Consider the following 24286-nt stretch of genomic DNA (forward strand, 5'->3'; position numbering starts at 1 on the left):
ACCGAACCGTAACGGAACCCATGCAGACCGCAGACATCCGCAACCGCTGGCTCGACTTCTTTGCGAGCCGCGGCCATACCGTGGTCCCCTCCGCGTCCCTCGTGAGCGAGGATCCGAGCCTCCTCTTCACCGTCGCCGGCATGGTGCCGTTCGTGCCCTACCTCACCGGAGTGGTCCCCGCGCCGTATCCGCGCGCGACCAGCGTGCAGAAGTGCATCCGCACCAACGACATCGAGGAGGTCGGCAAGACCCCCCGCCACGGCACGTTCTTCCAGATGAACGGCAACTTCTCCTTCGGCGACTACTTCAAGGAGGGCGCGATCGGCTACGCCTGGGAGTTGCTCACCGGCGCCGAGAGCGACGGGGGACTCGGCTTCGACGAGAAGGACCTGTGGGTCACCGTCTATAAGGACGACGACGAGGCGATCGCACTGTGGAAGTCGATCGCAGGTCTTCCCGACGAGCGCATTCAGCGCCTGGAGAAGGACACCAACTACTGGTCGACCGGTCAGCCCGGCCCGGCAGGACCCTGTTCCGAGATCTTCTTCGACCGCGGACCCGCCTACGGCATCGACGGCGGTCCGGTGACGGACGATGACCGCTATGTCGAGATCTGGAACCTCGTCTTCATGCAGTACCTCCGCGGCGAGGGCACGAGCAAGGTCGACTTCGACATCCTCGGCGAACTGCCGCGCAAGAACATCGACACCGGCATGGGCCTGGAGCGGGTCGCGTTCCTCAAGCAGGGCGTCGAGAACATGTACGAGATCGACCAGGTCCGCCCGGTCCTCGACCGCGCTGCGGAGCTTTCCGGCCGACGTTACGGGGCGATCCACGAGGACGACGTGCGGATGCGCGTCATCGCCGACCATGTGCGCTCCTCGCTCATGCTGCTCTCGGACGGGGTAACGCCCTCGAACGAGGGGCGCGGCTACATCCTCCGGCGCCTGATGCGCCGCACTGTGCGCGCCATGCGCCTGCTCGGAGTGGACGCCGCGACGTTCCCCGTGCTCTTCACCGCCTCGCGCGACGCGATGGCTGCGGCGTACCCCGAGGTCTCCTCCGAGTTCGAGCGCCTGTCGAGCAGCGCGTACGGCGAGGAGGAGGCGTTCCTGCGGACCCTCGCCGCCGGCACTGAGATCCTCGACCTCGCGGTGCTGAAGACCAAGAAGGCTGAGTCACCGATCCTGCCGGGAGACACCGCGTTCCTCCTGCACGACACGTTCGGTTTCCCCATCGACCTGACCCTCGAGATCGCCGAGGAGTCCGGCCTGTCGGTCGACCGAGAGGCGTTCGACTCCCTGATGAGTACGCAGCGCTCCCGCGCGAAGGCCGACGCGAAGTCGAAGAAGTCCGCGCTGGCCGACCTCTCGGTCTACACCGACTTTCGTGCTCACGGCGAGACGCTCTTCACCGGTTATGACGTGCTCGACACGGAGTCGCGCATCCTCGGCCTCATCGTCGGCGGGCACTCCGTGACGAAGGCCGTGGCCGGCGACATCGCCGAGGTGATCCTCGAGGCCACGTCCCTCTATGCGGAGTCGGGCGGCCAGGAGGCCGACGCGGGCCGGATCGTCGGCTCCGGCTTCGACCTCGAAGTCCTCGACGTGCAAAAGCCGGTGAAAGGCCTAATCAGCCATAAGGTTCAGGTCGCCAGTGGCGAGGTCGGAGTGGGGGACGCCGCCACCTCCGTCGTCGACCGCGACTGGCGTCGGGGAGCCACGCAGGCCCACTCCGGCACGCACCTCATCCATGCCGCGCTCCGCCAGGTGCTCGGGCCGCAGGCGCACCAGTCCGGCTCGTACAACAAGGCCGGCTACCTGCGCCTGGACTTTTCGTGGAACCAGGCGCTCTCGCTCGAGACGCGCAGCGAGATCGAGGAGATCGCCAATACGGCGATCCGGGACAATCTCGAGGTGGTCACGCGCGAGCTGCCGATCGACGAGGCGAAGGCGCTCGGAGCGATGGCGCTCTTCGGCGAGAAGTACGGCGATGTCGTGCGGGTCGTCGACATCGGCGGGCCCTGGTCGCGCGAGCTCTGCGCGGGTACGCACGTCGGACGCTCCTCCGAGGTCGGCGTGATCAGCCTGGTCAGCGAGTCCTCGGTCGGGTCGACGAACCGCCGCGTGGAGTCGCTGGTGGGCCGGGAGGCCTTCCAGGAGCTCGCCGCCGAGCGGGCGCTTGTCAGCACGATCTCCTCGTCGCTGAAGACGCCGCGCGAGCAGCTGCCCGAGCGGATCGGCGAACTGGTGGCGAGCCTCAAGGCCGCCGAGAAGCGCATCGCCGCCTTCGAGGCCAAGGCTCTCGCCGACCGGGTCCCCGCCCTTGCGGCCACCCGGCGCACGGTGGGCGGCATGACCGTCGTCGCCGAGCACATTGGTACCGCGGCATCGACCGATGAGCTGCGCTCGCTGGTCGCCTCCGTCCGCGAGCGGCTCGGCCAGGAGCCGGCCGTCGTCGCAGTGGCCGCCGACGTCTCGGGTAAGCCCGCCATGATCGTCGCCACCAACCAGGCCGCGCGCGACCAGGGACGCCGCGCGGGTGCGCTCGCGAGGCGTGCCGCCGGGATCCTCGGCGGTGGCGGAGGCGGCAAGGACGACCTCGCGCAGGGCGGCGGCTCGGACGTCTCCGCGATCGCCGCGGCGCTCGAGGCCGTCGTGCAGGAAGCGACCAGCTGAATGGTGCGGTTCGGCGTCCGGCTCGGCATTGATGTGGGCAGTTCCCGCATCGGGGTCGCGCGCTGCGACGCTGACGGGCTTCTCGCGGTGCCGGTGGAGACGGTCGCGCGGTCTAGCGTTGACAGCGGATCCACGGATGTCGCCAGGATCGCCCGTCTCGCCGCCGAGTACGATGCCCAGGCGATCATCGTCGGACTGCCGCTGTCGCTGTCGGGGGCCGAGACGGCCTCGACGGAGGACGCCCGCGGATTCGCTCGACGACTCGCTGAAGCGGTTCCGACTGCGGCGGTGCGCCTCATCGACGAGCGGCTGTCGACCGTGACCGCCCAGAGCGCCCTGCACCGCTCCGGACGCACTACCCGCGGCTCCCGTGCCGTGATCGATCAGGTCGCCGCCGTGGTGATCCTGCAGCACGCCATCGATTCCGAGCGCTCGGCCGGCACCCCGGCCGGAGTCCCGCTCGAACCGAACGAAGGACCTCCTCGTGACCGACATTCCCCCGAGCCGCCGCGACGCCCGCGCCGCCGAGTCAGCGAAGTCGACTCCGCCCGCCTCGACCCCGGAGCAGGGAGCCGCGCTGGCTGAGGCGCACGACCCGCTGGGCCGCCTCTTCACCGGGCCCGATGTGTCCGTGCCCCGTGGCCGCGATGATGCCGCCACGTTCGATCCGAGCGCGCGCCCGAAGCGGCGCCGCTCCTCCCGTGCGACGGGCGGCGCGAGGAAGCGTCGCAACCGCCGCGGGCTCATCGGTGGCCTGCTCGCCTTCGGCGTCTTCGCGGCCCTCGTCGCGATCGCCGTCACCATCTTCCTCGAGCCCGTGCGCGGCCTCTTCGCCGAGGCCGAGGCCACCGACTACACCGGCACCGGGTCCAGCGAGGTGCTCTTCACGATCCATCAGGGCGACGGCGGCAGCGACATCGCGAACAACCTGGTATCGGACGGCGTCATCAAGTCCTACGCCCCGTTCTACAGGCTGCTCCTCGCGCAGAGCCCGGAGCCGCTCTTCCAGCCCGGCGCCTATTCGTTGAAGGCCGAGATGAGCGCCAAGGCCGCCCTGTCGGCGCTGCTCGACTCGGCCTCGACGCGCCTGGCGAACACCTTCGTCATCCCGGAGGGCACGACACTGAAGGCGGCGCTTTCGCTGATCGCGGACGGCACGGGAGTCGCCCTGACCGACCTCGAAGCAGCGGCCGCGAACTGGGGTTCGTTCGGGCTCCCCGCGGGAGCGACGAGCCTCGAGGGCTTCCTGTTCCCCGCGACCTACGACATTGATCCGTCGACGCCGGCCCACGACATCCTGAAGACGCTCGTCGACCGGATGTACCAGTCGCTCGACCGGGCCGGCGTGCCTGTCGACGACCGCTACCGCGTCGTGGTGTTCGCTTCACTCGTGCAGCGCGAGGCGCGCGTGGCCGAGGACTTCCCGAAGGTCGCCCGGGTGTTCCAGAACCGCCTCGATCAGGGGTGGCGCCTGCAGTCGGACGCCACCGTCGCCTACGGGACGGGTGCAACCGACCGCGTCTCCACGACCGACGCCGAGCGCAACGACGTCGGCAACGCCTACAACACCTATCAGCGCGACGGACTGCCGCCGGCGCCGATCTCCAACCCCGGCGATGTCGCGATCAATGCGGTGATGCACCCGGCGGACGGCACCTGGCTGTACTTCGTCACGGTCAACCTCCAGACGGGCGAGACTGCCTACTCCACCACCGACGCCGAACACGCCGCGGCCGTCGCCCAGTGGCAGGCCTGGATGCGCGACCACCCGGAGTATCAGTGACGCGCGCCGGGTACCGCCTGGCGGTCCTCGGCTCGCCGATCGCGCACTCGAGGTCACCGGCGCTGCATGCCGCCGCCTACCGGGTGCTCGGACTCGACTGGAGCTACACGGCCGTCGAGACGACGGAGGCGACGCTCGCCGATGTCGTCACCGGCGGCTCCTGGCACGGCCTCTCGCTGACGATGCCGCTGAAGCATGCGGTGCGACCGCTGCTGACGGAGGAGGACGCGGTCGCGACGACCACCGGTGCCGTCAACACGGTGCTCATCGACCGCTGCGGTCCCGTGCCGCTCCTGCGCGGCTTCAACACCGACGTGACGGGAATCGTTCGTGCCCTGGACGAGGCCGGAGCGGCCCGGGCGGAGCGGGTCCAGATCCTCGGCGGTGGAGCGACCGCCGCCTCCGCCCTGGTCGCGGCGGTGGAGCGGGGAGCGGACCGCGTCGAGGTCGTGCTGCGGACACCCGCCAAAGCTGCGACGCTGGCTCGGATCGCCGGTGAACTCGGCGTCGACTTCGTCGTCCGCTCCTTCGACGACTGGTCGGCGAATGCCCCGCTGGTGATCTCGACTCTGCCAGGCGGAGCCGCGGACAGCCTCGACGTCCCCGACACGGTGGTCGCGGGCTCGACGCTCTTCGACGTCGCCTACTCCCCGTGGCCCAGCGAGCTCGCCCGCCGCTGGGACGCGGCCGGCTCGCCCGTGGTGTCGGGCCTGGGAATGCTGCTGCACCAGGCGCTCGTGCAGGTGCGCATCTTCGTCGCCGGTGATCCCGCTGTGCCGCTCGAGCGTGAGGACGAGGTGCTCGCAGCACTCCGCCTGGCCGTCTCGGCGGGTCCGGTGCCCTGAGTGAATGTGCGAGAATCGGAGGATGCTCCGTTGGCTCACGGCCGGGGAATCCCACGGTCCCGAACTCGTCGCCGTCCTCGAAGGACTGCCGACGGGTGTCCCCGTCACCCTTGACCACATCCGCGCCGATCTGGCCCGCCGGAAGCTCGGCTACGGCCGCGGCGCGCGGATGAGCTTTGAGCAGGACGAGCTCACGATCTCCTCCGGTGTTCGCCACGGCGCGACGATGGGCAGCCCCATCGCCCTGCGCATCGGCAACACCGAGTGGCCGCGCTGGGAGGACGTGATGTCGGCCGAGCCCCGTGACCCCGAGACTCTGCCCAAGGGCCGCGGGGCCCCGCTCACCCGCCCCCGTCCCGGCCACGCCGATCTGGTGGGTATGCAGAAGTACGCCTTATCGGAGTCGCGCAATGTCCTCGAGCGCGCCTCCGCTCGCGAGACCGCGGCCCGCGTCGCGCTCGGCGCCATCGCCCGCCGCTTCCTCGGCGAGCTGGGCATCACCCTCGTCAGCCACACCCTCGCCATCGGGCCGGTCCGCGTGCCCGAGGGCTCGCCCCTGCCGACACCGGCCGACGTCGACGCTCTCGATGCCGACCCCTTGCGCTGTCACGACGCCGCGACCAGCGCGCTCATGGTGGCCGAGGTGGATCGCGCGCACGAAGACGGGGACACCCTCGGCGGAGTGGTCGAGGTGCTCGCCTACGACCTGCCGCCCGGCCTCGGTTCCTACGTGCACTGGGACCGTCGGCTCGACGCGCAGCTCGCCGCGGCTGTGATGGGTATCCAGGCGATCAAGGGTGTGGAGGTCGGTGACGGCTTCGTGACCGCCACCCGCCGCGGATCCGAGGCGCACGACGAGCTCTTTCAGACGGCCGACGGCATCTCTCGCTCCAGCGATCGCGCAGGCGGCACCGAGGGCGGGATGAGCACCGGCACCGTGCTGCGGGTCCGCGCCGGCATGAAGCCGATCTCGACCGTGCCGCACGCCCTGCGCACCGTCGACGTCGCTACCGGGGAGTCCGCGGGAGCCCACCACCAGCGCTCCGACGTCTGCGCGGTACCGGCGTCCGGCGTGGTCGCCGAGGCCATGATCGCCCTGGTGCTCGCGAATGCGGTGCTCGAGAAGTTCGGCGGAGACAGCGTCACCGAGACCCGCCGCAATCTGCAGGGCTACCTCGCCGCCATCCCCGACCAGCTCCGCACAGCCTCCTCCAGCGATCCGGCGCTCGGGCTCGTCTGATGGTCCGGCCCCTGGTGGTCCGTTGATGGCGGGTCACGATACGGGCGCGGCCCGAGCTCGCGTCGTCCTGATCGGCCCGATGGGCGCGGGTAAGACGACGATCGGCAAGCGGGTCGCTACGGCGCTCAGCGCCGGATTCGTCGACTCCGACGCGGAGTTCGTTCGCAGCCACGGTCCGATCACCCAATACTTCGACTCCCACGGCGAGGCCGCGTTCCGTCGCGAAGAGCGGAAGATCGTCGAACGTGCCGTCCGCCGCGACGTGGTGCTGAGCCTGGGCGGGGGAGCGGTGATCGACCTCGACACGCGCGCGGACCTCGCCGAGGTGCCCGTCGTGCTCCTGACCACCACGGCCGAGGCTGTCCGCGACCGCTTCGGCTCCGGCTCCCGCCCGCTGGTGCGCGGGGGAGTCGACGACTGGGTCCGCATCTTCGAGGAGCGGCGTCCGGTCTACGAGGCCCTCGCCGACCGTGTGGTCGACTCCTCCCGGCGGCCGATCACCCTGATCGCCGCCGAGATCGCGGAGTGGCTGCGCGCATCGCATCCCTCCGGAACCCCTGCACCATCAAGACCGGCGGCCTCCAGCCGCCCGAGCGGAAGACAGTCATGAACGACGGCACCACCGCCCTCAGCGTCACCGGCGAGAACGGCTACGACATCCACGTCGGGCGCGGCCTCCTTGACGGCCTGGCCGACGCGATCGGCCCCCGGGCCGCGAAGGTGCTCATCGTGCACCCGCCGACCCTCGCGGTCCTCGCCGCCGAGATCCGTGAGAGTCTGCTCGAGCGCTACGAGGTGCTCCTCGCCGAGGTACCGGACGCCGAGGCTGCGAAGCGCGTCGAGGTCGCCGCGTTCTGCTGGCAGGTGATGGGCCAGTCCGACTTCACCCGTACCGACGTGGTCGTCGGCTTCGGCGGCGGGGCGATCACTGACCTGGCGGGCTTCGTCGCCGCGACCTGGCTCCGCGGAGTCGATGTCGTGCAGGTGCCGACCACAGTGCTCGGGATGGTCGATGCCGCCGTCGGCGGCAAGACTGGCATCAACACGGCCGAGGGCAAGAACCTGGTCGGCGCCTTCCACGCGCCGAGCGCCGTCGTCGCGGACCTCGACGTGCTGACCAGCCTTCCGCGCAATGAGGTGCTGGCCGGCTTCGGCGAGATCGTGAAGTGCGGGATGATCGCGGAGCCGCGCATCCTCGACATCATCGAGTCGGATATCGACCTGGCAACCGATCCGACGTCGGAGGAGTTCCGCAGCCTGGTCGAACTGTCGATCGGGATCAAGGCGCGCGTCGTCGGCGAGGACTTCACGGAGAAGGGTCTGCGCGAGATCCTGAATTACGGGCACACTCTCGGGCACGCGGTCGAGCACGCCGAGCGCTATCAGTGGCGCCACGGCGCGGCCGTCTCCGTCGGGATGATGTTCGCCGCCGAGCTCTCCCGCCTGACCGGATCGCTGAACGATACCGTCGTCGACCGGCAGCGCAGCATCCTCGAGTCGCTGACGCTGCCGACGAGCTATCCGCTCGGCCGATGGGAGACGCTTCTCGCCGCCATGCAGCGCGACAAGAAGAGCCGCGCGGGCATGCTCCGCTTCGTGGTGCTCGACGGCCTTGCCCGGCCGAGCATTCTGCAGGGGCCGGAGACGTCGCTGCTGTTCGCGGCGTATCAGGAGATCGGGTCGTAGGCTCGCTTGCGCTCATAACGACAGGAGGCGATCCAGACCCCGACCCGACATCCTCATGAGGCGCGCGAGTTCGTGGATCCGGTCGAGGAGCAGGGCGGGAACTTTCGAGTAAGCCCGTCGTGCTCAGTGGTATTCTGCGGAGTCCAGATATGGATCAATAATCCAAAGATCCACTATCTTGTTTCCACGGAGCCCCCAAGCGCCTCCTTGGCAGAATCGGTACGCAGTCCTGCTTTCCTCAACATCTACTTGTGCAACTCTAGCAAGATTCTTTACGGAATCGTATTCTATGCAAAAATCGCCCGACCCGACTGATATGGACTCTGCGCGATAAGCCATCCCACCGGGGGGAATATCGTCCGTGTACAGGCTTCGATCAACCCATTCTGGCGGAGTGAGAACTCGTGATTTCCAGCGCGTGGCCGGCGCAAATCCGTCTATGTACTGCAACCGGCCGTCGGAGACATCAATCTCGATAGAAAGCATCTCAAAGGCTAGCATTCCCCCGCCGAATACATCTGGAGCGCGATCGAGGAAAATAAAAGAGTGCTCTGTCCTTAGGTAGACGAGCCTTCCTGCGGTTGGACCTGCGACCTCGCCAAGTCTTATCACAATAGCCTCACTTTCCGAACCAGTAATGGTAAATTATTTGCCTCTTCGTCCAAGACAAGTTCCCACCGGCCTTCGTGGCCATTCATTGTACCATTCGCTACGAATTTTCTAAGCCAAGTTTCGCGGTCCTGAACTTCTTCGCCGGTGTCTGCGATCAGCTGCATCATGAGTCGCGATTCGTTGTAAGGTCGCGCGAAGTCGCCATTGTTTTGCAGTTCCCGGGTATGTTTCTGAACCGTTTTGCTGAGCTTGTAGCTGTCGATGTCAGTCGGTCTGGCTGTTGGTTTGACGGCGTTGAGCGGTTCGCTCGGGGTGGTGATGTCTGGTGTGAGGGCGTCTGCTTCTTTGCCGAGGAGGTTTTTGCCGGCGCGTCCGGCTCCGGTGAGTCCGTGTCCGAGGAGTGGTCCGCTGGCTCCCATGGCGGCGCCGGTGAGTGCGCCGCCGCCGGAGGCTTGGAGGAAGCCGTCGAGGGTGTGGGGTCCGGGTGCGGTGGCGTAGGCGTAGGCGTCGCCTGCGGCGCCGGATGCGGCGCCGGAGGCTGCTTCGGAGGCGACGGCGGCTTTGAGGCCGTTGATTCCGGCGGCGCCCAGGCGGGCTGCCGTCATGCTGCTGCCGAGGCCTCCGGTGACGGCGGTGAGTGCGGTTTGTGCCCAGTTGACGGAGCCGGTGGTGGCTTTTTGGATGATGACGTCGATTCCGGCGCCGACCAGGGCGGCGCCGAGGGGGCCGCCGACCCCGGTGAACATCAGGGCGCCGCCAGCGAGAGCCATAGCGCCGCCGGCGATGTATTCCCAGTTGTGGGCGAACCAGTCGCCGGTTGCGGCGAGGGCCCCGTTGTTTCCGTCGCGGTAGGCCTGCAATTGCGCGTCGGTGATGGGGCTTAGACCTGTGGGGTCGAGTGCGTGGACGGGGTCGTTGCCGGCGAAGGAGTATGGGTTCCCGGACCAGGCCGCGCCCCAGGTGGGTGACAGGGGGTCGGTGGAGAGGAATCCGCGGGTGGTGGGGTCGTAGGCGCGGTGCCCCATCCATTCGAGTCCGGCGAAGGTGAGGGCACCGGCGGGGGTGAGGCCGATGCCGTCGGCGATGGGGGTGGCGGTGGTGGGGTTCCAGGGGTCGTGGGCGGTGGTGGAGCGTTCGGGGCGCCAGCCGGGGTCGCTCCAGTGGTCGCCGATGCCGGTGACGCCGCCCGGGGTGTGCAGGACGGGCGAGTCGCCGACGGCGAGCAGGTCGGGGGCGCCGCTCGCGTCGTCCCACCACACGTCGGTGCCGTCGACGGAAGCGAGGTCGCCGAGCACGTCCACCCAGACTGCGGTGGTGCGCGGCGCGGAGCCCGCCTGCGCGTGCGAGACCGACGCCAGGCTGCCCATCGCAGACCACGCGTAGCTGCGCTCCGAGCGCGAGTCCGACTGTCATGCTTTACGCAAGTCGATTGGCTATCTTGTATAGTCGGGTGCGCAAGAGGCTAAGATCATCGTTGAGTTCTCGAGGATAATTGCCATTGTTGTAGATAACGGCATCGCCAAAAGTTCCCATGCCGCCACACATGTGAATGATCTTCCGCGAAAGGTCGCTGATGTCTGTGGAATCGAGTGAGGCATCCAAATCATCGAGCAGAGAGTGCATCACGGCGGCCCATAAATTATCTTTGCCACTAATGAAGACTTCTTCCAAGGCCTTAAGTGTTTCGCGCAACATGTCGACGGTCATTTCAGCCCCCAATAGCCGAGAATTTTCACGTCGTCCATGAGCCATGGCTTAATGATGACGTGCTGTGTTGTTCCTCCCATGTAAAATCCTCCTTGGTTGGCTATTTCTCGGCAGGATGGTCTCCAATTGAATTCAAGCCTCCAGATATGCGCGTCCTTGACTGCTCTTAGTGGTCGAGCGTGCACCGGATCCAATGGTTGCCGAGGACACGCGGCGTTCACTCGCGTGCTAGGTCTTGCCATTCTCTGGGGTCGACCTTCAGGGCCACTCCTAGCAGCGCAACCTTGTCCACTATCCGTCCTGGCAGTGGTATCTCTAGTTCATCCAGTTCGTAGGCTATGTGTTCAAGGCAGACCTTGAACTCTCTGTGCGCCACATAATCACGAATGTATTTTTCCTGCTGAGGTTTTAGGTAGGTCTTTATCTCCTCTATTAACCACAGCAGTTCTCGCCTATAGTATTCATACATTGGGGCTTATGCAAAATACGATTGATCGAGATGGATTTGCGCGTGTCGGTCACGAATAACACCGGCTGATCCGCTTTGATTGAAGAGCAACGTCTAACAGAAACTCTTCGCAAAGGAACCAGCCGGTGCGCACGCGGTCTACTACGGGAATGACGGCCGAGCACTACGCGATCCTCGCCGAACGGATCGAGAACGAGTTCATGTGGCGTCGGCGGCGAGGACGTCCGCGCAGACTTTCCCTCGAGGGAGCATTGCGGGTCACTCTTCTCTATTATCGCCAGAATGTGACCGAGCAGTTGATCGCTGATGTGGTCGGTGTCAGTCAGTCGACCGTGTCGCGAACGATCGCGTCGGTTGAGGCGATGCTCAATGTCGTGATAGACGACGAGCAACCGGACGTCGAGGCCGCGCTCCGCGGGACAACGGCCGTCATCGACGGCACGCTCCTGCCGTGCTGGTCCTGGTCGGACGCGCCAGAGCTGTACTCCGGGAAACACATGACCACGGGGCACAACTGCCAGGTCCTCGCCGATCTCTCCGGTCGGTTGATCCACATTTCGGATCCGATCGCGGGCAAGCATCACGATGCCCACGCGTTTCGAGAAACCGGGTTGGCCGACACCGTTAACCTCTCGAACACGCTGGCCGACAAAGGCTACCAAGGCACCGGAATGGTCATACCAATAAAGAAGAGGCCAAGCGAAGAACATCTGCCAAATTACGCCAAACACCACAATCGCTTCGTGAACACCCACCGCTACGTGATCGAGAGAACAATTGCTAGCATCAAGACCTGGCGGATATTCCACACCGACTACCGGCGGCCACTGCGCACCTTCCGAGATGCCTTCAACGCCGTCCGCGGACTCATCTTTTTCACTCGGCAAAAAACCAATTTTGCATAAGCCTCACTCATACATTCATACATTCATACATTCATACATTCATACATTCATACATTCCTGCTTTCCCTTTTTGTCAATTGATCGGAAAGCTAGTAATCATGCCCTCTCCCGCCGGATCGACTAGTACACGAATATCTATTCCGTCTCTACGGCCTTCGATGCGGCATTATTTTCTTTCCCCCCGGATGCCTTAACTTTGCGGGCCGATCGTCCCGCAGAGAAACGGCCGTCGCTACACGATCTTTTGTTCCGGCGAGGCGTAGTGGAACCGCGTGCTGACTCGCGGTGAGGAGGAGCTCGAGTTCGCGGGTGATCTGTTGCTGTTGCTTTGCGCTCAGGCGTATATCTTCTATCTCGTAGCTGGTGACGCATAGAGTTTCGGTTCGAGGCCGTGTCGGCCCCATCTGTCCTGGACGCTAGCAAGGTCGTCGAACTCGGAGAAGAACGTCACGATCAACGGTACCGCTGGGCGATCCCTCGATCGACCTTCGGCGATTGGGTCGCCCCAGATCCGCCCGGCGGACTGAACGGATCCGGCAAGTACCTCTGTTTCGATCTCGGGTCGATCGCGTAGGAGATGCTCCGACTCCATGACGGCGAGGAAGATGCCTGACCCGACGTCCTCATGGCCGAGATGGCTGAGGCACTCAGCGAAGACTTTCGCATTGCCATCGAAGTAGTAAGGGAATTGCAGGGCGGCAGCGAATTCGTCGAAGACATGCGGGAGGTCGGGCATCGCTAGACCGCGCAGAAGACGGCTGGTAAATCCGCGGAGCTCGTAGTGCAAAACGAGATTGTCTGCCGCGTGAGGAGTGTCGCGGACCAGTCGGAGAGAAAGGCCGGGTGTCTCGGGAGTCTCCCATGAGAGTGCGGGAGGTGCTTGGATCATCCCGAGCGGGGTGAGCGGCGTCGATGCGTCGGCGGTCAGGCGGTTCCAGGTTGTCTCGGGGAGTTTTAATGCTTGAGTCAGGTCGATGATGAGGGCAAGGGCCCGGGCATCGACAGGTTGGCCGAGGTCGTTCAATCCGAGGGCGATTTGCTCGAGGCAGAGCCTGTACTGGTCATTGTCCAGAGAAACCCGGGCGGATCGAGCGCGCGCCAACGGCATCCGGTGCCCCGTGGCGGCGAGGACAAGTTCGAGATCTCGAGCGATCTGCTTCTGTTGCGCTACATTCACGAAATTGTCCTTTGTTCGTTGCTTTGACGGGCAGACGCAATTTGCGGCCGCGGACTTTTTGCGTAATTTACAGGTCGCACATCTTAAAGTTTGGGACTGGTGCCTGAATGAGGTCTACTTGCTCGTCTGACCATTTTTGTATTATTCCGTCATACTGTTCGAGAGGAGAGAAAAGAGTGACGATGAACGGTTTGGCGTTTCGATCCCACTCTTGAGATCCTGTTATTGGAGTCGACCATACCTCGCCGGCGAAACGTAAGCTGTTGGCCAAGAAGGCGAGGACGTCGGGTGGTGACTCTTTCAGTAGTACGTGCGCGTCTGTAATCGTAACGCAAACACCTTTGCCGACGTCCCGATCCCCGAGATCGCTCATGCATTCGTTAAAAGCGAATGGGTTGTAACCGAAGTAGTACGGAAACTGCATTCCGGCAGCGAATTCACTGTAGAGGGAGTCTTCGGTCGTCATCTTGTCACCTCGAAGTCTTTTCGAAAAGTAGCCTTCCTTTTTATGGTAGTCGGCCAACTGCTGAGCGGAGCGTGCGTCGGCATTAATAAAGTAGGCCTGGAGTCCCGGCTTAGGTTCTGAAGCCCAAGGTATTGAAGAACTCATCTGTCACTCTCTCATTAAGAAGAAGTTGTGGTAGTGATCTGGCGAGTAGTAAGTGCTACCGTCATCGCCGGTCACTACGCGGGGACTTGGTCGTCTCTGCCCTGGTATCTTCGGGTCTAACTCATACTCCTTATATTCTATTGGTGTGCCGTCGGCCGTCGACGTCGGGAGACGCGTATGGCCAGGTTTCGGATCGTTATTCCACCGCTGTCCTCCCTTAATGTTAGGGAATTTCTCACCGGTTGTGTCGAGTCGGTCCAGGAGTTGCGTTGGTTTCTCGGGTATCGGGCCATGGAGAACATCGGATCGAGGGGACCCGGGGCGCGGATCGAGTTTGCCGAGTGCCTCTCGGGCGTGCGTGAGGTCCGTTTCTAGGGCGCCTGCGGCGGCGCGTCCGGCTCCGGTGAGTCCGTGTCCGAGGAGTGGTCCGCTGGCTCCCATGGCGGCGCCGGTGAGTGCGCCGCCGCCGGAGGCTTGGAGGAAGCCGTCGAGGGTGTGGGGTCCGGGTGCGGTGGCGTAGGCGTAGGCGTCGCCTGCGGCGCCGGATGCGGCGCCGGAGGCTGCTTCGGAGGCGACGGCGGCTTTGAGGCCGTTGATTCCGGCGGCGCCCAGGCGGGCTGCCGTCATGCTGCTGCCGAGGCCTCCGGTGACGGCGGTGAGTGCGGTTTGTGCCCAGTTGACGGAGCCGGTGGTGGCTTTTTGGATGATGACGTCGATTCCGGCGCCGACCAGGGCGGCGCCGAGGGGGCCGCCGACCCCGGTGAACATCAGGGCGCCGCCAGCGAGAGCCATAGCGCCGCCGGCGATGTATTCCCAGTTGTGGGCGAACCAGTCGCCGGTTGCGGCGAGGGCCCCGTTGTTCCCGTCGCGGTAGGCCTGCAATTGCGCGTCGGTGATGGGGCTTAGACCTGTGGGGTCGAGTGCGTGGACGGGGTCGTTGCCGGCGAAGGAGTATGGGTTCCCGGACCAGGCCGCGCCCCAGGTGGGTGACAGGGGGTCGGTGGAGAGGAATCCGCGGGTGGTGGGGTCGTAGGCGCGGTGCCCCATCCATTCGAGTCCGGCGAAGGTGAGGGCACCGGCGGGGGTGAGGCCGACGCCGTCGGCGATGGGGGTGGCGGTGGTGGGGTTCCAGGGGTCGTGGGCGGTGGTGGAGCGTTCGGGGCGCCAGCCGGGGTCGCTCCAGTGGTCGCCGATGCCGGTGACGCCGCCCGGGGTGCGCAGGACGGGCGAGTCGCCGACGGCGAGCAGGTCGGGAGCGCCGCTTGAAAAACCGGACGCGGCGCCCGACGCGGCCTCGGTGGCGACCGCCGCTTTGAGGCCACTGATCCCGGCGATGCCCAGGTGCGCTGTCATATCGAGCGCGTGCTCGGAATCGTTGCTCGCGAAGGAGAAGGGGTTGCCGAACCAGTGCGCGCTCTACAGCGGTGGGATGGGCCCCGTCCAGAGGAAGCGCCGGGTCGCCTGGTCCTAGGCGCGTCGGCCGATCCACTTCAGACCGGCGGCCGAGCATCAAAAGCTGTCTCGGAAAAGTGGGTCGATGATCCACAGATCAGCGACAGCACTGCCCAGGAATCCGATGGCAGCACCCTCGCAGAACCGAATTGCGGTTCGGGAAGGTTCGACTCCTTCTCGTGCTACACGGAGGAGATTCTTGTCCGCATCGTATTCGGCGAAGAACTCGCCGTGCCCAGCCGAGAAGTCCTCTGCTGGATAGGCGACTCCGGCCATTGGTATTATATCCGAATATAAACTTCGGTCAAATAAATCCGGCATCGGAAGAGATTGAGGTACCCAACCTCCCATCGACAAAAACCCCTCAGGGTATTGCAGTTTTCCGTTGTCACCGTCTAATTCTAAAACGAGCGTGGAGAAAGCAAGCATTTTTCCTGCATCAAGCCGTCCTTGTCGATTCTCAAAGACCAAGTAGTGTCCGTCCCTTATGTAAGCGATCGAGCCGCTGATCGGCTTGCTAGTCGGTCCAATGGTAATCATTTTTTGGGCAGGCTCCTATATAGGTAGTGAACGACTTCCTTACTTTCTTTATCTAGCACCAATTCCCACATGCCTAAACTTCCATTCCAGCCCCCAGAAACAACAAATTTTGTTAGATATTGATTTCTGTCGGCCACTTCGGTGCCCCCGTCCACAATCTGTTGCATGACTAGTCTCAGTTCGTTGTACGGCCGAGCAAGGGCGCCATTATTCTGTAATTCTCGTGAGTGCTTAAGTACACCGTGGTGCAGCGTGTATTCGTAGAGATTGATCTCACTGTCAGGGACAGTTGAAATCGCACTGAGTGGTTCCTGGGGGGGAGTAGTTGTCTCCGGCGATGCTGCGCTGGCCGGTAGCTTATCTTTGAGTTTGGGAAATAGGCGGGATGTTGCTCTGGAGAGTCCTCCGCTGATGGTTCCGCCTGCGGCGCCGAGGGCTGCGCCGGTGAAGGCGCCGGCTGCGGTGGCTCCGATGAATTCTTCGGTGGTGTGGGGTCCGGGGCTGGTGGCGTAGGTGTAGGCGCTTCCTGCTCCGCCGCCGGAGGCGCCGGATGCGGCGCTGATGGCGATGGCGGCTTGGGCTCCTTCAATGCCGAGGGCGCCGAGGCGGGCGGCGGCGATGCCGCCGCCGACTCCGCCCGCTACGGCGGTGAGTGCGGTTTGTGCCCAGTTGACGGAGCCGGTGGTGGCTTTTTGGATGATGGTGTCGGCTCCGGCGCCGATCAGGCCCAGGCCGATGGGGCCGCCGATTCCCGTGTACATCAGGAGGCCGCCCGCGATGATCATCCCGGCGCCGGCGAAGTACTCCGCATTGTGGGCGAACCAGTCGCCGGCTGCGGCGAGGGCCCCGTTGTTTCCGTCGCGGTAGGCCTGCAATTGTGCGTCGGTGACCGGGCTTAAACCGTTGGTACGGAGAGGATCGTGTCGTTCGTCGCGAAGTGAGAGGGATCAGCGCTGAAGGTTATTTAGGCGATTATCGGGAGGGGAACGACCGAGAGCATGTAGAGGACGGCGTGGCCGTGAGCGCTGGCATTTTGTCATCCGGGCCATCGTGCTACACATCACCAGGTGTCTCTGAAGAGAGGATCAATGATCCAAAGGTCCGCGACGGCCTTTTCCTGGAAACCCAGTGCAGCGCCTTCGCAGAACTGGATGGCTGTTTGAGACGGTTTGACTCCTTCTCTCGTTAGACGGAGCAGATTTTTGTCGGCGTCGTATTCTGGAAAGAAGTCGCCGTGTCCTGCTGAAAAGTTTTCCGCTGGGTAGGCGGCACCGGTCATTGGTATGATGTCTGAATACAGGCGTCGGTCGATCAGATCCGGCTTGGTAAAAGATCGTGGCACCCACTCGTACATCGACAGAAATCCCTCGGGATATTGAAGTTTCCCGTCATCGCCGTCGATCTCGACGACGAGAGTGGAGAACTTCAGCATTGTCCCGGCGTCCAGGCCCCCTTGTCTATTCTCGAACACGAAGTGGAAACCGTCTCTAACGAAAGCCACTGTGCCGCTGATCGGCTCGCAAATTGGTCCAATATTGATCATCACTCGTCACTCTCATACATGAAATGCACAACTTGCTTCGTATTCTTGTCTAATTACTAGCTCCGATGTGCCTGAACTTTCATTCCATACGAAGATCTTTGTCGGGTGAGGTATTTATGAAGCACCGCTTCTTTGCCGTCGATGATCGCATATATGACGAATTTCGATTCATTGCATAGGCGAATGTCGGTACAAATGGGGTCTGCCGAGCTGCAGAGAGGTTGTTGTCTCGTCGGTCGACTGAAGTCTCTCGGTCCTTGAGCGGTCGGATAGCGCGAATACTGGCTTGTTTTTGCTGGCTTCTATGATGGATTTTGCTCATTCTGATCTCAGAAGTTGCTAGGATCTGGGGTCAAGGCCCATCGTTGTTCCGAGCGAGACTATTGTCTGAATAACATCGGACGGAAGCGGTCGGAATTTCTAGGCAAGAGTTAGTGCTATCTCGTACAGTTCGCCACGTAGTAGGTCAAGCTCCTCATTGAGGTCTCGAGGGTATGTCCCATTTGTGTAGATCAGAACGTCGTTGAAGGTTCCCATCCCGCCGTACATGTGGATAATCTCCCGCGCCAGACGACTGATGTCTGCTGGGGTCTGAGAACTTGCCAATTCGTCGACCCAGGCATGCATGATCCTGGTCCAGAAAGCACTTTCCGCACTAATGAAGACTCGCTCCAACGCCTCGAGCGTTTCTCGCAATGCTTCAACATTCATTTGAGTCCCCAATAGCCGAGAACTTCTACGCCATCTATGAACCAAGGTTTTATGATGACGTGCTGCGTCGTGCCTCCCATGTAGATTCCTCCTTGATTAGCTATTTCGCCTGAGTGGATTGTAGTCCCAGCAGGAAAACGGACGGCAAATCCGGCATCTAGGTCTGCCGATTCCCCTGTCGACCAGACGGGCGGCAGGGCTCGATCGATTCGAGATTGAAGCACGCTGAAAGGCGGAGTTTCGGTCCAATACTGCCCAAATGGTCCCTTTTCAAATGATCCGGCGCGGAAAAGTATAGTTGGCTCGGTTAATTGCGATGAGGTGTAGCGGGAGCCGACGAAGGTATCGGCGATAATCCGGGGCAATGGGGGTGCGGTGATGTCGAATGACGCCGCACTAGTGGGCAAGCGGGTGCCGAGCTTGGATGTTGCGCTGGAGAGTCCTCCGCCGATGGTTCCGCCTGCGGCGCCGAGGGCGGCGCCGGTGAAGGCGCCGGCTGCGGTGGCTCCGATGAAGTCCCCGGTGGTGTGGGGTCCGGGGCTGGTGGCGTAGGTGTAGGCGCTTCCTGCTCCGCCGCCGGAGGCGCCGGATGCGGCGCTGATGGCGATGGCGGCTTGGGCTCCTTCAATGCCGAGGGCGCCGAGGCGGGCGGCGGCGATGCCGCCGCCGACTCCGCCCGCTACGGCGGTGAGTGCGGTTTGCGCCCAGTTGACGGAGCCGGTGGTGGCTTTTTGGATGATGGTGTCGGCTCCGGCGCCGATCAGGCCCAGGCCGATGGGGCCGCCGATTCCCGTGTACATCAGGAGGCCGCCCGCGATGATCATCCCGGCGCCGGCGATGTATTCCCAGTTGTGGGCGAACCAGTCGCCGGTTGCGGCGAGGGCCCCGTTGTTTCCGTCGCGGTAGGCCTGCAATTGCGCGTCGGTGATGGGGCTTAGACCTGTGGGGTCGAGTGCGTGGACGGGGTCGTTGCCGGCGAAGGAGTATGGGTTCCCGGACCAGGCCGCGCCCCAGGTGGGTGGTAGGGGGTCGGTGGAGAGGAATCCGCGGGTGGTGGGGTCGTAGGCGCGGTGCCCCATCCATTCGAGTCCGGCGAAGGTGAGGGCGCCGGCGGGGGTGAGGCCGACGCCGTCGGCGATGGGGGTGGCGGCGGTGGGGTTCCACGGGTCGTGGGCGGTGGTGGAGCGTTCGGGGCGCCAGCCTGGGTCGTTCCAGTGGTCGCCGATGCCGGTGACGCCGCCCGGGGTGCGCAGGACGGGCGAGTCGCCGACGGCGAGCAGGTCGGGGGCGCCGCTCGCGTCGTCCCACCACACGTCGGTGCCGTCGACGGAAGCGAGGTCGCCGAGCACGTCCACCCAGACTGCGGTGGTGCGCGGCGCGGAGCCCGCCTGCGCGTGCGAGACCGACGCCAGGCTGCCCATCGCAGACCACGCGTAGCTGCGCTCCGTACCGTCGGAGGAGACCTCGCGGAGGCGACGACCGAGCCCGTCGTGCACGTACTCCACCCGGGAGCCGTCGCTCGACTCCGCCGCGGTCAGTTGGCCGCCCGCGTCGTAGTGTCGGGAGTGCACCATCCCGCCCACCCGCTCTCGGACGAGGCGTCCGGCCGCGTCGTAGCTCCACTCGCGGGCGTCCCCCGATTCGGGTATCGCTGCGATCAGCTGGTGCGCGTCGTCGTATCGGTAAGCGATGGAGCCATCCGGTCCGCTCACTGCGCTGAGACGTCCGTCCTCGTCGCGTTCCAGAACCGTGGTGGCGGGGCGACCGCCGCCGTAGTGGCGGTGCTCGACGAGCGCGCCGTCGCGGAAGACCCACTCCTGAGCGAGGGCGCCCGCGGAAGAGCGCACCAGGCGGCCGGAGCGGTCGTAGCCGAAGGTCGCATGGCCCAGGCCCGGATGCGCGACGGCGGTGACCAGCCCGCGGGCGTCGCGCTCGTATTCGGTGCGGCGACCGTCGGGATGCACGACGGCGCTGCGCGAGCCGTCGGCGTCGTACTCCCACGAGACTCCGCGGCCACCGCGGCGGCGCTCGATGAGCTGGCCGCGCCGGTTCCATCTCAGCTCGTGCTCGACCGGCCCCTCGGGGGCGGTGTGGTCGGTGATGCGGAGGGCGCGGCCACGGATGTCGCGGAGCGTCTCGGAGACGACGCGGCCGTCGATCATGAAGCTCTTCTCGCGGCCATCGGAGTCGTAGTGCCGCTCCCAGCGCGACCCGTCCCGATCCCGCTGCCAGATCTGACGGCCCGCGGCGTCATAGCCGGCGGTTGTCGAGCGGCCAAGCGGATCTATCACCTCGACTGCCCGATCGGAGGCATCGAAGCGCCGACGGATCACGCCCCCCATCGGGTCGGTGATGACGGTGTTGCGGCCGCGCTCGTCGTATTCGAAGCGGGTCACCCCGCCGAGCCCGTCGACTGCCTCGATCAGCTGACCCGCCGCGTCGTAGCGGAACCGTCGCCTGCCTGTCCACGGGTCGCTGACGCGGACCACCCGCCCGAGGGCGTCGTAGCTGAACCGGGCCGTCCCGAGGCCGGGGAGCGAGCGCCGGACGACGCGGCCGACGGCGTCGTACTCGATGCGCTCGACCTCGCCCGTGGGCAGCACGGTCCGCACGCGGCGCGAGTCGCGGTCGTATCCGATCTCGGTGCGGGCGCCGAACGGATCGACGACGGCGGACGGTCGACCGCAGTCGTCGTACTCGAAGACAGTCACGGCACCGGTGGGGGAGACGCGCTCGACGACTCTCCCGGCCGCGTCCCGGCGCAGAACCGTGACGGAGCCTTCGCCGTCGACCAGTTCGACCGGTCGTCCGCAGAGGTCGTAGGAGGCGAGCGCGACGGTCTCGTCCTGCTCCTCGACGCGGACGACGCGGCCGAGCGCATCGAAGCGGCTGAGCTGCTGCGCGCCGCCGTCGTCGATCCGGAGCGACTGCGGTTCGTGGTGGAGGCCGCGCCGGACGCCGGTGGGGTCGATGGTGGCTGTCAGGGCGCCGGTCGCGTTGTGCTCGCGGCGCCACACGCCTCCGCTGGGGTCGACCGTCTCGGTCAGTCGGGAGAGGGCGTCGTGGCCGAAATGCCAGGAGGAGCCGTCCGGCAGGATCGTCTCACTGACGTGGCCGACGTCGTCGAGGACGCGGGACACCGCTCGTCCCAGAGGATCGACGGTGGTGACGGGTGCGCCGTGCTCGCCGTGCTCGACGGTGGTGCGAGCGCCGAGCGGGTCGACGACGGCGATGCGGCGCCCGCCGGTGTCGTACTCGTAGCGCCAGGTCGCGCCGAGGGCGTCGCGCGTCGAGAGGAGCCGACCCGCCGGGTCGTAGCGGAAGCGGGTCACGGCTCCGGAGGGGGTGACCGCGGCGACGACCCGGCCCGCCTCGTCCCGCTCCAGCCGGGCGGTCCCGCCGTCGGCGTCCGTGGTGGCGATCAGGTCGCCGAACCGGTCGTAGCCGAAGCGGAGGCGCACGCCGACGGGATCGACGATCTCGGTGAGCAGTCCGTCGGTCCACTCCAGTGCCGTTCGTCCGCCCTCGGGATCAACGACGAGGCTCGGGTTCCGGTCGGCGTCGTCCGCGTAGTCGTAGTGCGTCACGGCGCCGGACTCCGCGACGACCGTCATCACGCGGTCGTGCTCGTCCCAGCCGACGGTGACGTCCGCGCCGGAGGGGGTCTTCGAGCGGAGGCGGTGACCGCGCGCATCGTAGGCGTGGACCGTCGTCGCCCCGTCGCGCTCGGTCGCGGAGACGAGGTTCCCGTGCCCGTCGAAGCTCATCGACTGCCGCCGACCCGCCGGGTCGAGTACTCCGACCAGGCGTCCACGAGCGTCGGCGACCCAGCTGTTCGCCCGCGTGCCGTCCTCGTCGGAGGCGACGGTGATCCGCCCGGGAAGGTACGCGAATCGGGTGGTGCGGCCGAACGGCGAGGTCTGGGCGACGACCCGGCGACGGGAGTCGTAGCGGTTGCGGACCTCAGCGACGCCGGCCGTGTCGGTCACGCTCTCGAGCAGGCCGGCCTCGCTCCAGCCGTACCGGCGGGTCCCGGCCGGGCCGGTCGCGGAGACCAGGAGCCCGCTCTCGTACTCGAAGTCGACCCGCCTCCCGTCCGACGCGCAAAGAGCGGCGATGCGCTCCTCGGCCCAGACCACGTCGATGCGTCGACCCCGCTCGTGCTGCAGGGCGCTGAGGCGGCCCTCGGCGTCGCGTTCGCCGCTCACCCGCGTTCCCGCCCCGGTGCTCGAGGCGCGCCAGACCCCGGCCGCCGAGAACTCCCAGCGGCTCCCGGCGTTGTCGGAGACGACGAGGAGCTCACCGACCCGATCGAGCCAGAGGTTCTCGCCGTCGGCCCGATCCCAGCCGTCGTCCCGCCGTGGGAACACCGTCTCCCGACCGTCGGCACGCACGAGGGTCGCGCCGTCGTCCGCCAGCCGCAGGCGCACCTCGGCCTCAGAGGACCAGCCGCGCCCGAATGCGCCGCCCCGGTCGTCCAAGGAGTTGTAGGTGCGGGCGAAGCGCAACGCAGCGTTGCCGCCGGCGAAGCCGAGATCGACCTCGGTCTCGAGGAAGTTACCCGTGGCCGTATTGACGGGATCGTCGGCGTAACCGGTCGTCGGCGGAGCGCCGAACGCTTGCGGCGGAGCGATGATGAGGTCTTGACGCACGAGTGACACGCCGGCCGAGGTGAGGGCGACCGCGAGCGCCGCGTCCGGAAGCGCGATGACGCTTCCCTCACCGCCGGCCGCTGCGAAGGCCTCGGCGATCGTGCCGGCCCAGGTCGCGTCCTGGTCGTTCGCGCTCAGCCACTGCTCGAAGCCGGTCGCCACCGCGTCGGCCGCGAGGGCACCCCATCGGCAGGAGGCGGTGAACTCGGCGAGCCAGCCGCGGACGGACGCGAGCGCGCCCCGCAGCTCCTCGTTCGCGGTCCTCGACGAATCGGCGAACGAGCGGAGGTCCTCCGGACGGGCCGAGGTGGTGCCTCCGCCCGCTCCGCCGCCGCCGCCGGGGAGGGGATTCTGCCGGCCGCTGATCGGTGGTGGATCGACACTGACGCACGGGGGTGTCGCCGGCGGACCCACGGGCGGCTCCTCCTCGCCGAACAGGCCGTCGTGCAGATGCTCGAGCAGGTTCCGCGCGTCCTGCTGGCGCTTCCACTCTCGCGCGACGAGGCGCCGCTTCTGCTCGGCGAGCGCCTCGCGTGCGAGCTGCTGCACCGCGTCCCCCACCTCGCGCAGGCGGCCGACGAGCTCGCTCGCATCCGCCGACGCCACTCGCGCGTTCTCTGCGAACAGCTCGGCGAACCAGCCGCGGAACTCGGCGCTCGCCGCCGTGACGAGGGCGGCCCGCGACCCCGACTGGCCCTCGATCGAGGCAGCGGCGGAGCGGACCGCGCCGGTCAGCTGTTCTGCCGTCGCATGACTGAAGACGACGTTCTCCTCGATCGCGCCCAGATCTGCCACAGTGACTCCTCTCGCCCCGGCGATGAACCCGGCGCTCATCGCACCGGCGCCCGCTCCTGCCGCCCGCACATCGCGGTCCCGGACGGCCGAGAAACACACCGAGGAAGGCTCGCGTATGGTAATCACGCAGGAGCGGGCAGGGGCCGCGGCTGGCGCGTCCTCTGGCGTGGATCGTCGGTCGGGAGCGATGCCGTCCCTCCCTCTCGCGGGAGGGGCTCGTCGACTACACTCGACGGGTCAGCCGGACCGGCCGATATCGCCGAGCCTGCACATTCGGGCTCGCCGGCGCAGACTTCCACCGAAACGGATTCCCCTTCGCATGGCCTCTACCACCGACATCAAGAACGGCACCGTCCTCAGCATTGACGGCCAGCTCTGGAACGTCATCGACTTCCAGCACGTCAAGCCGGGCAAGGGCGGCGCCTTCGTCCGCACCAAGATGAAGAACGTCCTCACCGGCAAGGTCGTCGACAAGACGTTCAACGCGGGCGCGAAGATCGACACGGCCAATGTCGACCGCCGCGACTTCCAGTACCTCTACCGCGACGGCGCGGACTTCGTCTTCATGGACACCAGCGACTACGACCAGATCACCGTCCCCGAGGCGGTCGTGGGCGACGCGGCGAACTTCATGCTCGAGAACCAGAACGTGACTCTGGCCCTGCACGACGGCGACCCGCTGTACATCGACCTCCCCGCCTCCGTCGTGCTCGAGATCACCTACACGGAGCCGGGCCTGCAGGGCGACCGCTCGACCGGCGGCACCAAGCCCGCGACGGTGGAGACCGGCTACCAGATCCAGGTCCCGCTCTTCCTGGAGCAGGGCACGAAGGTCAAGGTCGACACCCGCACGGGTGACTACCTCGGCCGCGTCAGCTGAG

21 protein-coding genes are annotated in these 24286 nt (G+C 65.7%); 9 read left to right on the plus strand and 12 right to left on the minus strand.

From position 1 onward, the window contains the following. The first annotated feature begins 20 nt into the window (after positions 1 to 20). Genes alaS through aroB form a run of 7 tightly spaced genes read left to right on the plus strand, consistent with a single transcriptional unit; the run spans position 21 to position 8232 of the window. Positions 21 to 2678 (plus strand): alanine--tRNA ligase, encoded by a 2658-nt coding sequence (gene alaS, locus C1O28_RS05275; RefSeq protein WP_097167058.1) that lies wholly within the window; start codon positions 21 to 23, stop codon positions 2676 to 2678. Next, positions 2679 to 3263 (plus strand): Holliday junction resolvase RuvX, encoded by a 585-nt coding sequence (ruvX, locus tag C1O28_RS05280; RefSeq protein ID WP_097167059.1) that lies wholly within the window; start codon positions 2679 to 2681, stop codon positions 3261 to 3263. It abuts the gene before it with no gap. Then, positions 3163 to 4461 carry an endolytic transglycosylase MltG gene (gene mltG / locus C1O28_RS05285; RefSeq protein ID WP_160487552.1) on the plus strand — a complete coding sequence of 433 codons (1299 nt, stop codon included), beginning with the start codon at positions 3163 to 3165 and terminating at the stop codon, positions 4459 to 4461. Before ruvX ends, mltG begins: the two co-directional genes overlap by 101 nt. Further along, entirely contained in the window at positions 4458 to 5306 is an 849-nt protein-coding gene (locus C1O28_RS05290) for a shikimate dehydrogenase family protein (RefSeq protein ID WP_097167061.1), read from the plus strand. The genes mltG and C1O28_RS05290 overlap by 4 nt, the downstream gene beginning before the upstream one ends. 22 nt (positions 5307 to 5328) lie before the next feature. Next, on the plus strand, positions 5329 to 6546 hold the full coding sequence (gene aroC, locus C1O28_RS05295; RefSeq protein WP_097167062.1) for a chorismate synthase: 1218 nt from the start codon (positions 5329 to 5331) through the stop codon (positions 6544 to 6546). A gap of 25 nt (positions 6547 to 6571) precedes the next feature. Beyond that, on the plus strand, positions 6572 to 7156 hold the full coding sequence (locus C1O28_RS05300; protein WP_097167063.1) for a shikimate kinase: 585 nt from the start codon (positions 6572 to 6574) through the stop codon (positions 7154 to 7156). After that, positions 7153 to 8232: a 3-dehydroquinate synthase gene (gene aroB / locus C1O28_RS05305; RefSeq protein WP_097167064.1), complete on the plus strand. Its 1080-nt coding sequence runs from the start codon at positions 7153 to 7155 to the stop codon at positions 8230 to 8232. The genes C1O28_RS05300 and aroB overlap by 4 nt, the downstream gene beginning before the upstream one ends. Before the next feature lie 123 nt (positions 8233 to 8355). On the opposite strand, the gene C1O28_RS05310 is transcribed toward aroB, so the two are convergent. The 4 genes from C1O28_RS05310 to C1O28_RS05325 all read right to left on the minus strand — a co-directional run bounded on the left by C1O28_RS05310 (position 8356) and on the right by C1O28_RS05325 (position 11020). Further along, positions 8356 to 8844: a hypothetical protein gene (locus C1O28_RS05310; protein ID WP_127821445.1), complete on the minus strand. Its 489-nt coding sequence runs from the start codon at positions 8842 to 8844 to the stop codon at positions 8356 to 8358. Beyond that, positions 8841 to 10211, minus strand: a complete 1371-nt coding sequence (locus tag C1O28_RS05315; protein WP_127821446.1) for an RHS repeat-associated core domain-containing protein — start codon at positions 10209 to 10211, stop codon at positions 8841 to 8843. The genes C1O28_RS05310 and C1O28_RS05315 overlap by 4 nt, the downstream gene beginning before the upstream one ends. 49 nt (positions 10212 to 10260) lie before the next feature. Continuing rightward, on the minus strand, positions 10261 to 10596 hold the full coding sequence (locus C1O28_RS05320; RefSeq protein ID WP_127821447.1) for a DUF6966 domain-containing protein: 336 nt from the start codon (positions 10594 to 10596) through the stop codon (positions 10261 to 10263). A gap of 172 nt (positions 10597 to 10768) precedes the next feature. Then, the gene (locus tag C1O28_RS05325) at positions 10769 to 11020 is read right to left on the minus strand and encodes a hypothetical protein (protein WP_127821448.1); all 252 of its coding nucleotides are present in this window, start codon (positions 11018 to 11020) and stop codon (positions 10769 to 10771) included. A gap of 125 nt (positions 11021 to 11145) precedes the next feature. Here C1O28_RS05325 and C1O28_RS05330 point away from each other — a divergent pair, with 125 nt between their 5' ends. Then, on the plus strand, positions 11146 to 11925 hold the full coding sequence (locus C1O28_RS05330) for a transposase family protein (protein ID WP_145260612.1): 780 nt from the start codon (positions 11146 to 11148) through the stop codon (positions 11923 to 11925). 349 nt (positions 11926 to 12274) lie between these two features. On the opposite strand, the gene C1O28_RS05335 is transcribed toward C1O28_RS05330, so the two are convergent. The 8 genes from C1O28_RS05335 to C1O28_RS05370 form a co-directional block, all read right to left on the minus strand. Beyond that, positions 12275 to 13102, minus strand: a complete 828-nt coding sequence (locus C1O28_RS05335) for a barstar family protein (protein ID WP_097168059.1) — start codon at positions 13100 to 13102, stop codon at positions 12275 to 12277. Positions 13103 to 13169: 67 nt separating this feature from the next. Further along, positions 13170 to 13712: a barstar family protein gene (locus C1O28_RS05340; RefSeq protein ID WP_097168060.1), complete on the minus strand. Its 543-nt coding sequence runs from the start codon at positions 13710 to 13712 to the stop codon at positions 13170 to 13172. Between the two features lie 3 nt (positions 13713 to 13715). Continuing rightward, positions 13716 to 15065 carry an RHS repeat-associated core domain-containing protein gene (locus C1O28_RS05345; RefSeq protein ID WP_127821449.1) on the minus strand — a complete coding sequence of 450 codons (1350 nt, stop codon included), beginning with the start codon at positions 15063 to 15065 and terminating at the stop codon, positions 13716 to 13718. A 156-nt stretch (positions 15066 to 15221) separates the two neighbouring features. Further along, positions 15222 to 15704 carry a hypothetical protein gene (locus C1O28_RS05350; RefSeq protein ID WP_127821450.1) on the minus strand — a complete coding sequence of 161 codons (483 nt, stop codon included), beginning with the start codon at positions 15702 to 15704 and terminating at the stop codon, positions 15222 to 15224. After that, positions 15701 to 16579, minus strand: a complete 879-nt coding sequence (locus C1O28_RS05355) for a hypothetical protein (RefSeq protein ID WP_127821451.1) — start codon at positions 16577 to 16579, stop codon at positions 15701 to 15703. Before C1O28_RS05355 ends, C1O28_RS05350 begins: the two co-directional genes overlap by 4 nt. Positions 16580 to 16764: 185 nt before the next feature. After that, positions 16765 to 17247, minus strand: a complete 483-nt coding sequence (locus C1O28_RS05360) for a hypothetical protein (protein ID WP_097166062.1) — start codon at positions 17245 to 17247, stop codon at positions 16765 to 16767. A 420-nt stretch (positions 17248 to 17667) separates the two neighbouring features. After that, positions 17668 to 17958: a DUF6966 domain-containing protein gene (locus C1O28_RS05365; RefSeq protein ID WP_104249331.1), complete on the minus strand. Its 291-nt coding sequence runs from the start codon at positions 17956 to 17958 to the stop codon at positions 17668 to 17670. After that, on the minus strand, positions 17955 to 23405 hold the full coding sequence (locus tag C1O28_RS05370; protein ID WP_127821452.1) for a DUF6531 domain-containing protein: 5451 nt from the start codon (positions 23403 to 23405) through the stop codon (positions 17955 to 17957). The genes C1O28_RS05365 and C1O28_RS05370 overlap by 4 nt, the downstream gene beginning before the upstream one ends. 319 nt (positions 23406 to 23724) lie before the next feature. Here C1O28_RS05370 and efp point away from each other — a divergent pair, with 319 nt between their 5' ends. Continuing rightward, complete coding sequence (gene efp, locus C1O28_RS05375; RefSeq protein ID WP_068210208.1) at positions 23725 to 24285, plus strand: elongation factor P; 561 nt, start codon at positions 23725 to 23727, stop codon at positions 24283 to 24285. The last annotated feature ends 1 nt before the right edge of the window (position 24286 follow it).

Origin of the sequence: Rathayibacter rathayi (genome assembly GCF_004011095.1) — a bacterium.
Lineage (GTDB): Bacteria > Actinomycetota > Actinomycetes > Actinomycetales > Microbacteriaceae > Rathayibacter > Rathayibacter rathayi.

What these genes read in the sequence shown, in the direction of transcription:
- alaS (WP_097167058.1), top strand. Translation starts at nt 21, where the DNA reads ATGCAGACCGCAGACATCCGCAACCGCTGGCTCGACTTCTTTGCGAGC.
- ruvX (WP_097167059.1), top strand. Translation starts at nt 2,679, where the DNA reads ATGGTGCGGTTCGGCGTCCGGCTCGGCATTGATGTGGGCAGTTCCCGC.
- aroC (WP_097167062.1), top strand. Translation starts at nt 5,329, where the DNA reads ATGCTCCGTTGGCTCACGGCCGGGGAATCCCACGGTCCCGAACTCGTC.
- C1O28_RS05300 (WP_097167063.1), top strand. Translation starts at nt 6,572, where the DNA reads ATGGCGGGTCACGATACGGGCGCGGCCCGAGCTCGCGTCGTCCTGATC.
- aroB (WP_097167064.1), top strand. Translation starts at nt 7,153, where the DNA reads ATGAACGACGGCACCACCGCCCTCAGCGTCACCGGCGAGAACGGCTAC.
- C1O28_RS05315 (WP_127821446.1), bottom strand. Translation starts at nt 10,211, where the DNA reads ATGGGCAGCCTGGCGTCGGTCTCGCACGCGCAGGCGGGCTCCGCGCCG.
- C1O28_RS05320 (WP_127821447.1), bottom strand. Translation starts at nt 10,596, where the DNA reads ATGGCTCATGGACGACGTGAAAATTCTCGGCTATTGGGGGCTGAAATG.
- C1O28_RS05325 (WP_127821448.1), bottom strand. Translation starts at nt 11,020, where the DNA reads ATGTATGAATACTATAGGCGAGAACTGCTGTGGTTAATAGAGGAGATA.
- C1O28_RS05340 (WP_097168060.1), bottom strand. Translation starts at nt 13,712, where the DNA reads ATGAGTTCTTCAATACCTTGGGCTTCAGAACCTAAGCCGGGACTCCAG.
- C1O28_RS05345 (WP_127821449.1), bottom strand. Translation starts at nt 15,065, where the DNA reads ATGACAGCGCACCTGGGCATCGCCGGGATCAGTGGCCTCAAAGCGGCG.
- C1O28_RS05350 (WP_127821450.1), bottom strand. Translation starts at nt 15,704, where the DNA reads ATGATTACCATTGGACCGACTAGCAAGCCGATCAGCGGCTCGATCGCT.
- C1O28_RS05360 (WP_097166062.1), bottom strand. Translation starts at nt 17,247, where the DNA reads ATGATCAATATTGGACCAATTTGCGAGCCGATCAGCGGCACAGTGGCT.
- C1O28_RS05365 (WP_104249331.1), bottom strand. Translation starts at nt 17,958, where the DNA reads ATGAATGTTGAAGCATTGCGAGAAACGCTCGAGGCGTTGGAGCGAGTC.
- efp (WP_068210208.1), top strand. Translation starts at nt 23,725, where the DNA reads ATGGCCTCTACCACCGACATCAAGAACGGCACCGTCCTCAGCATTGAC.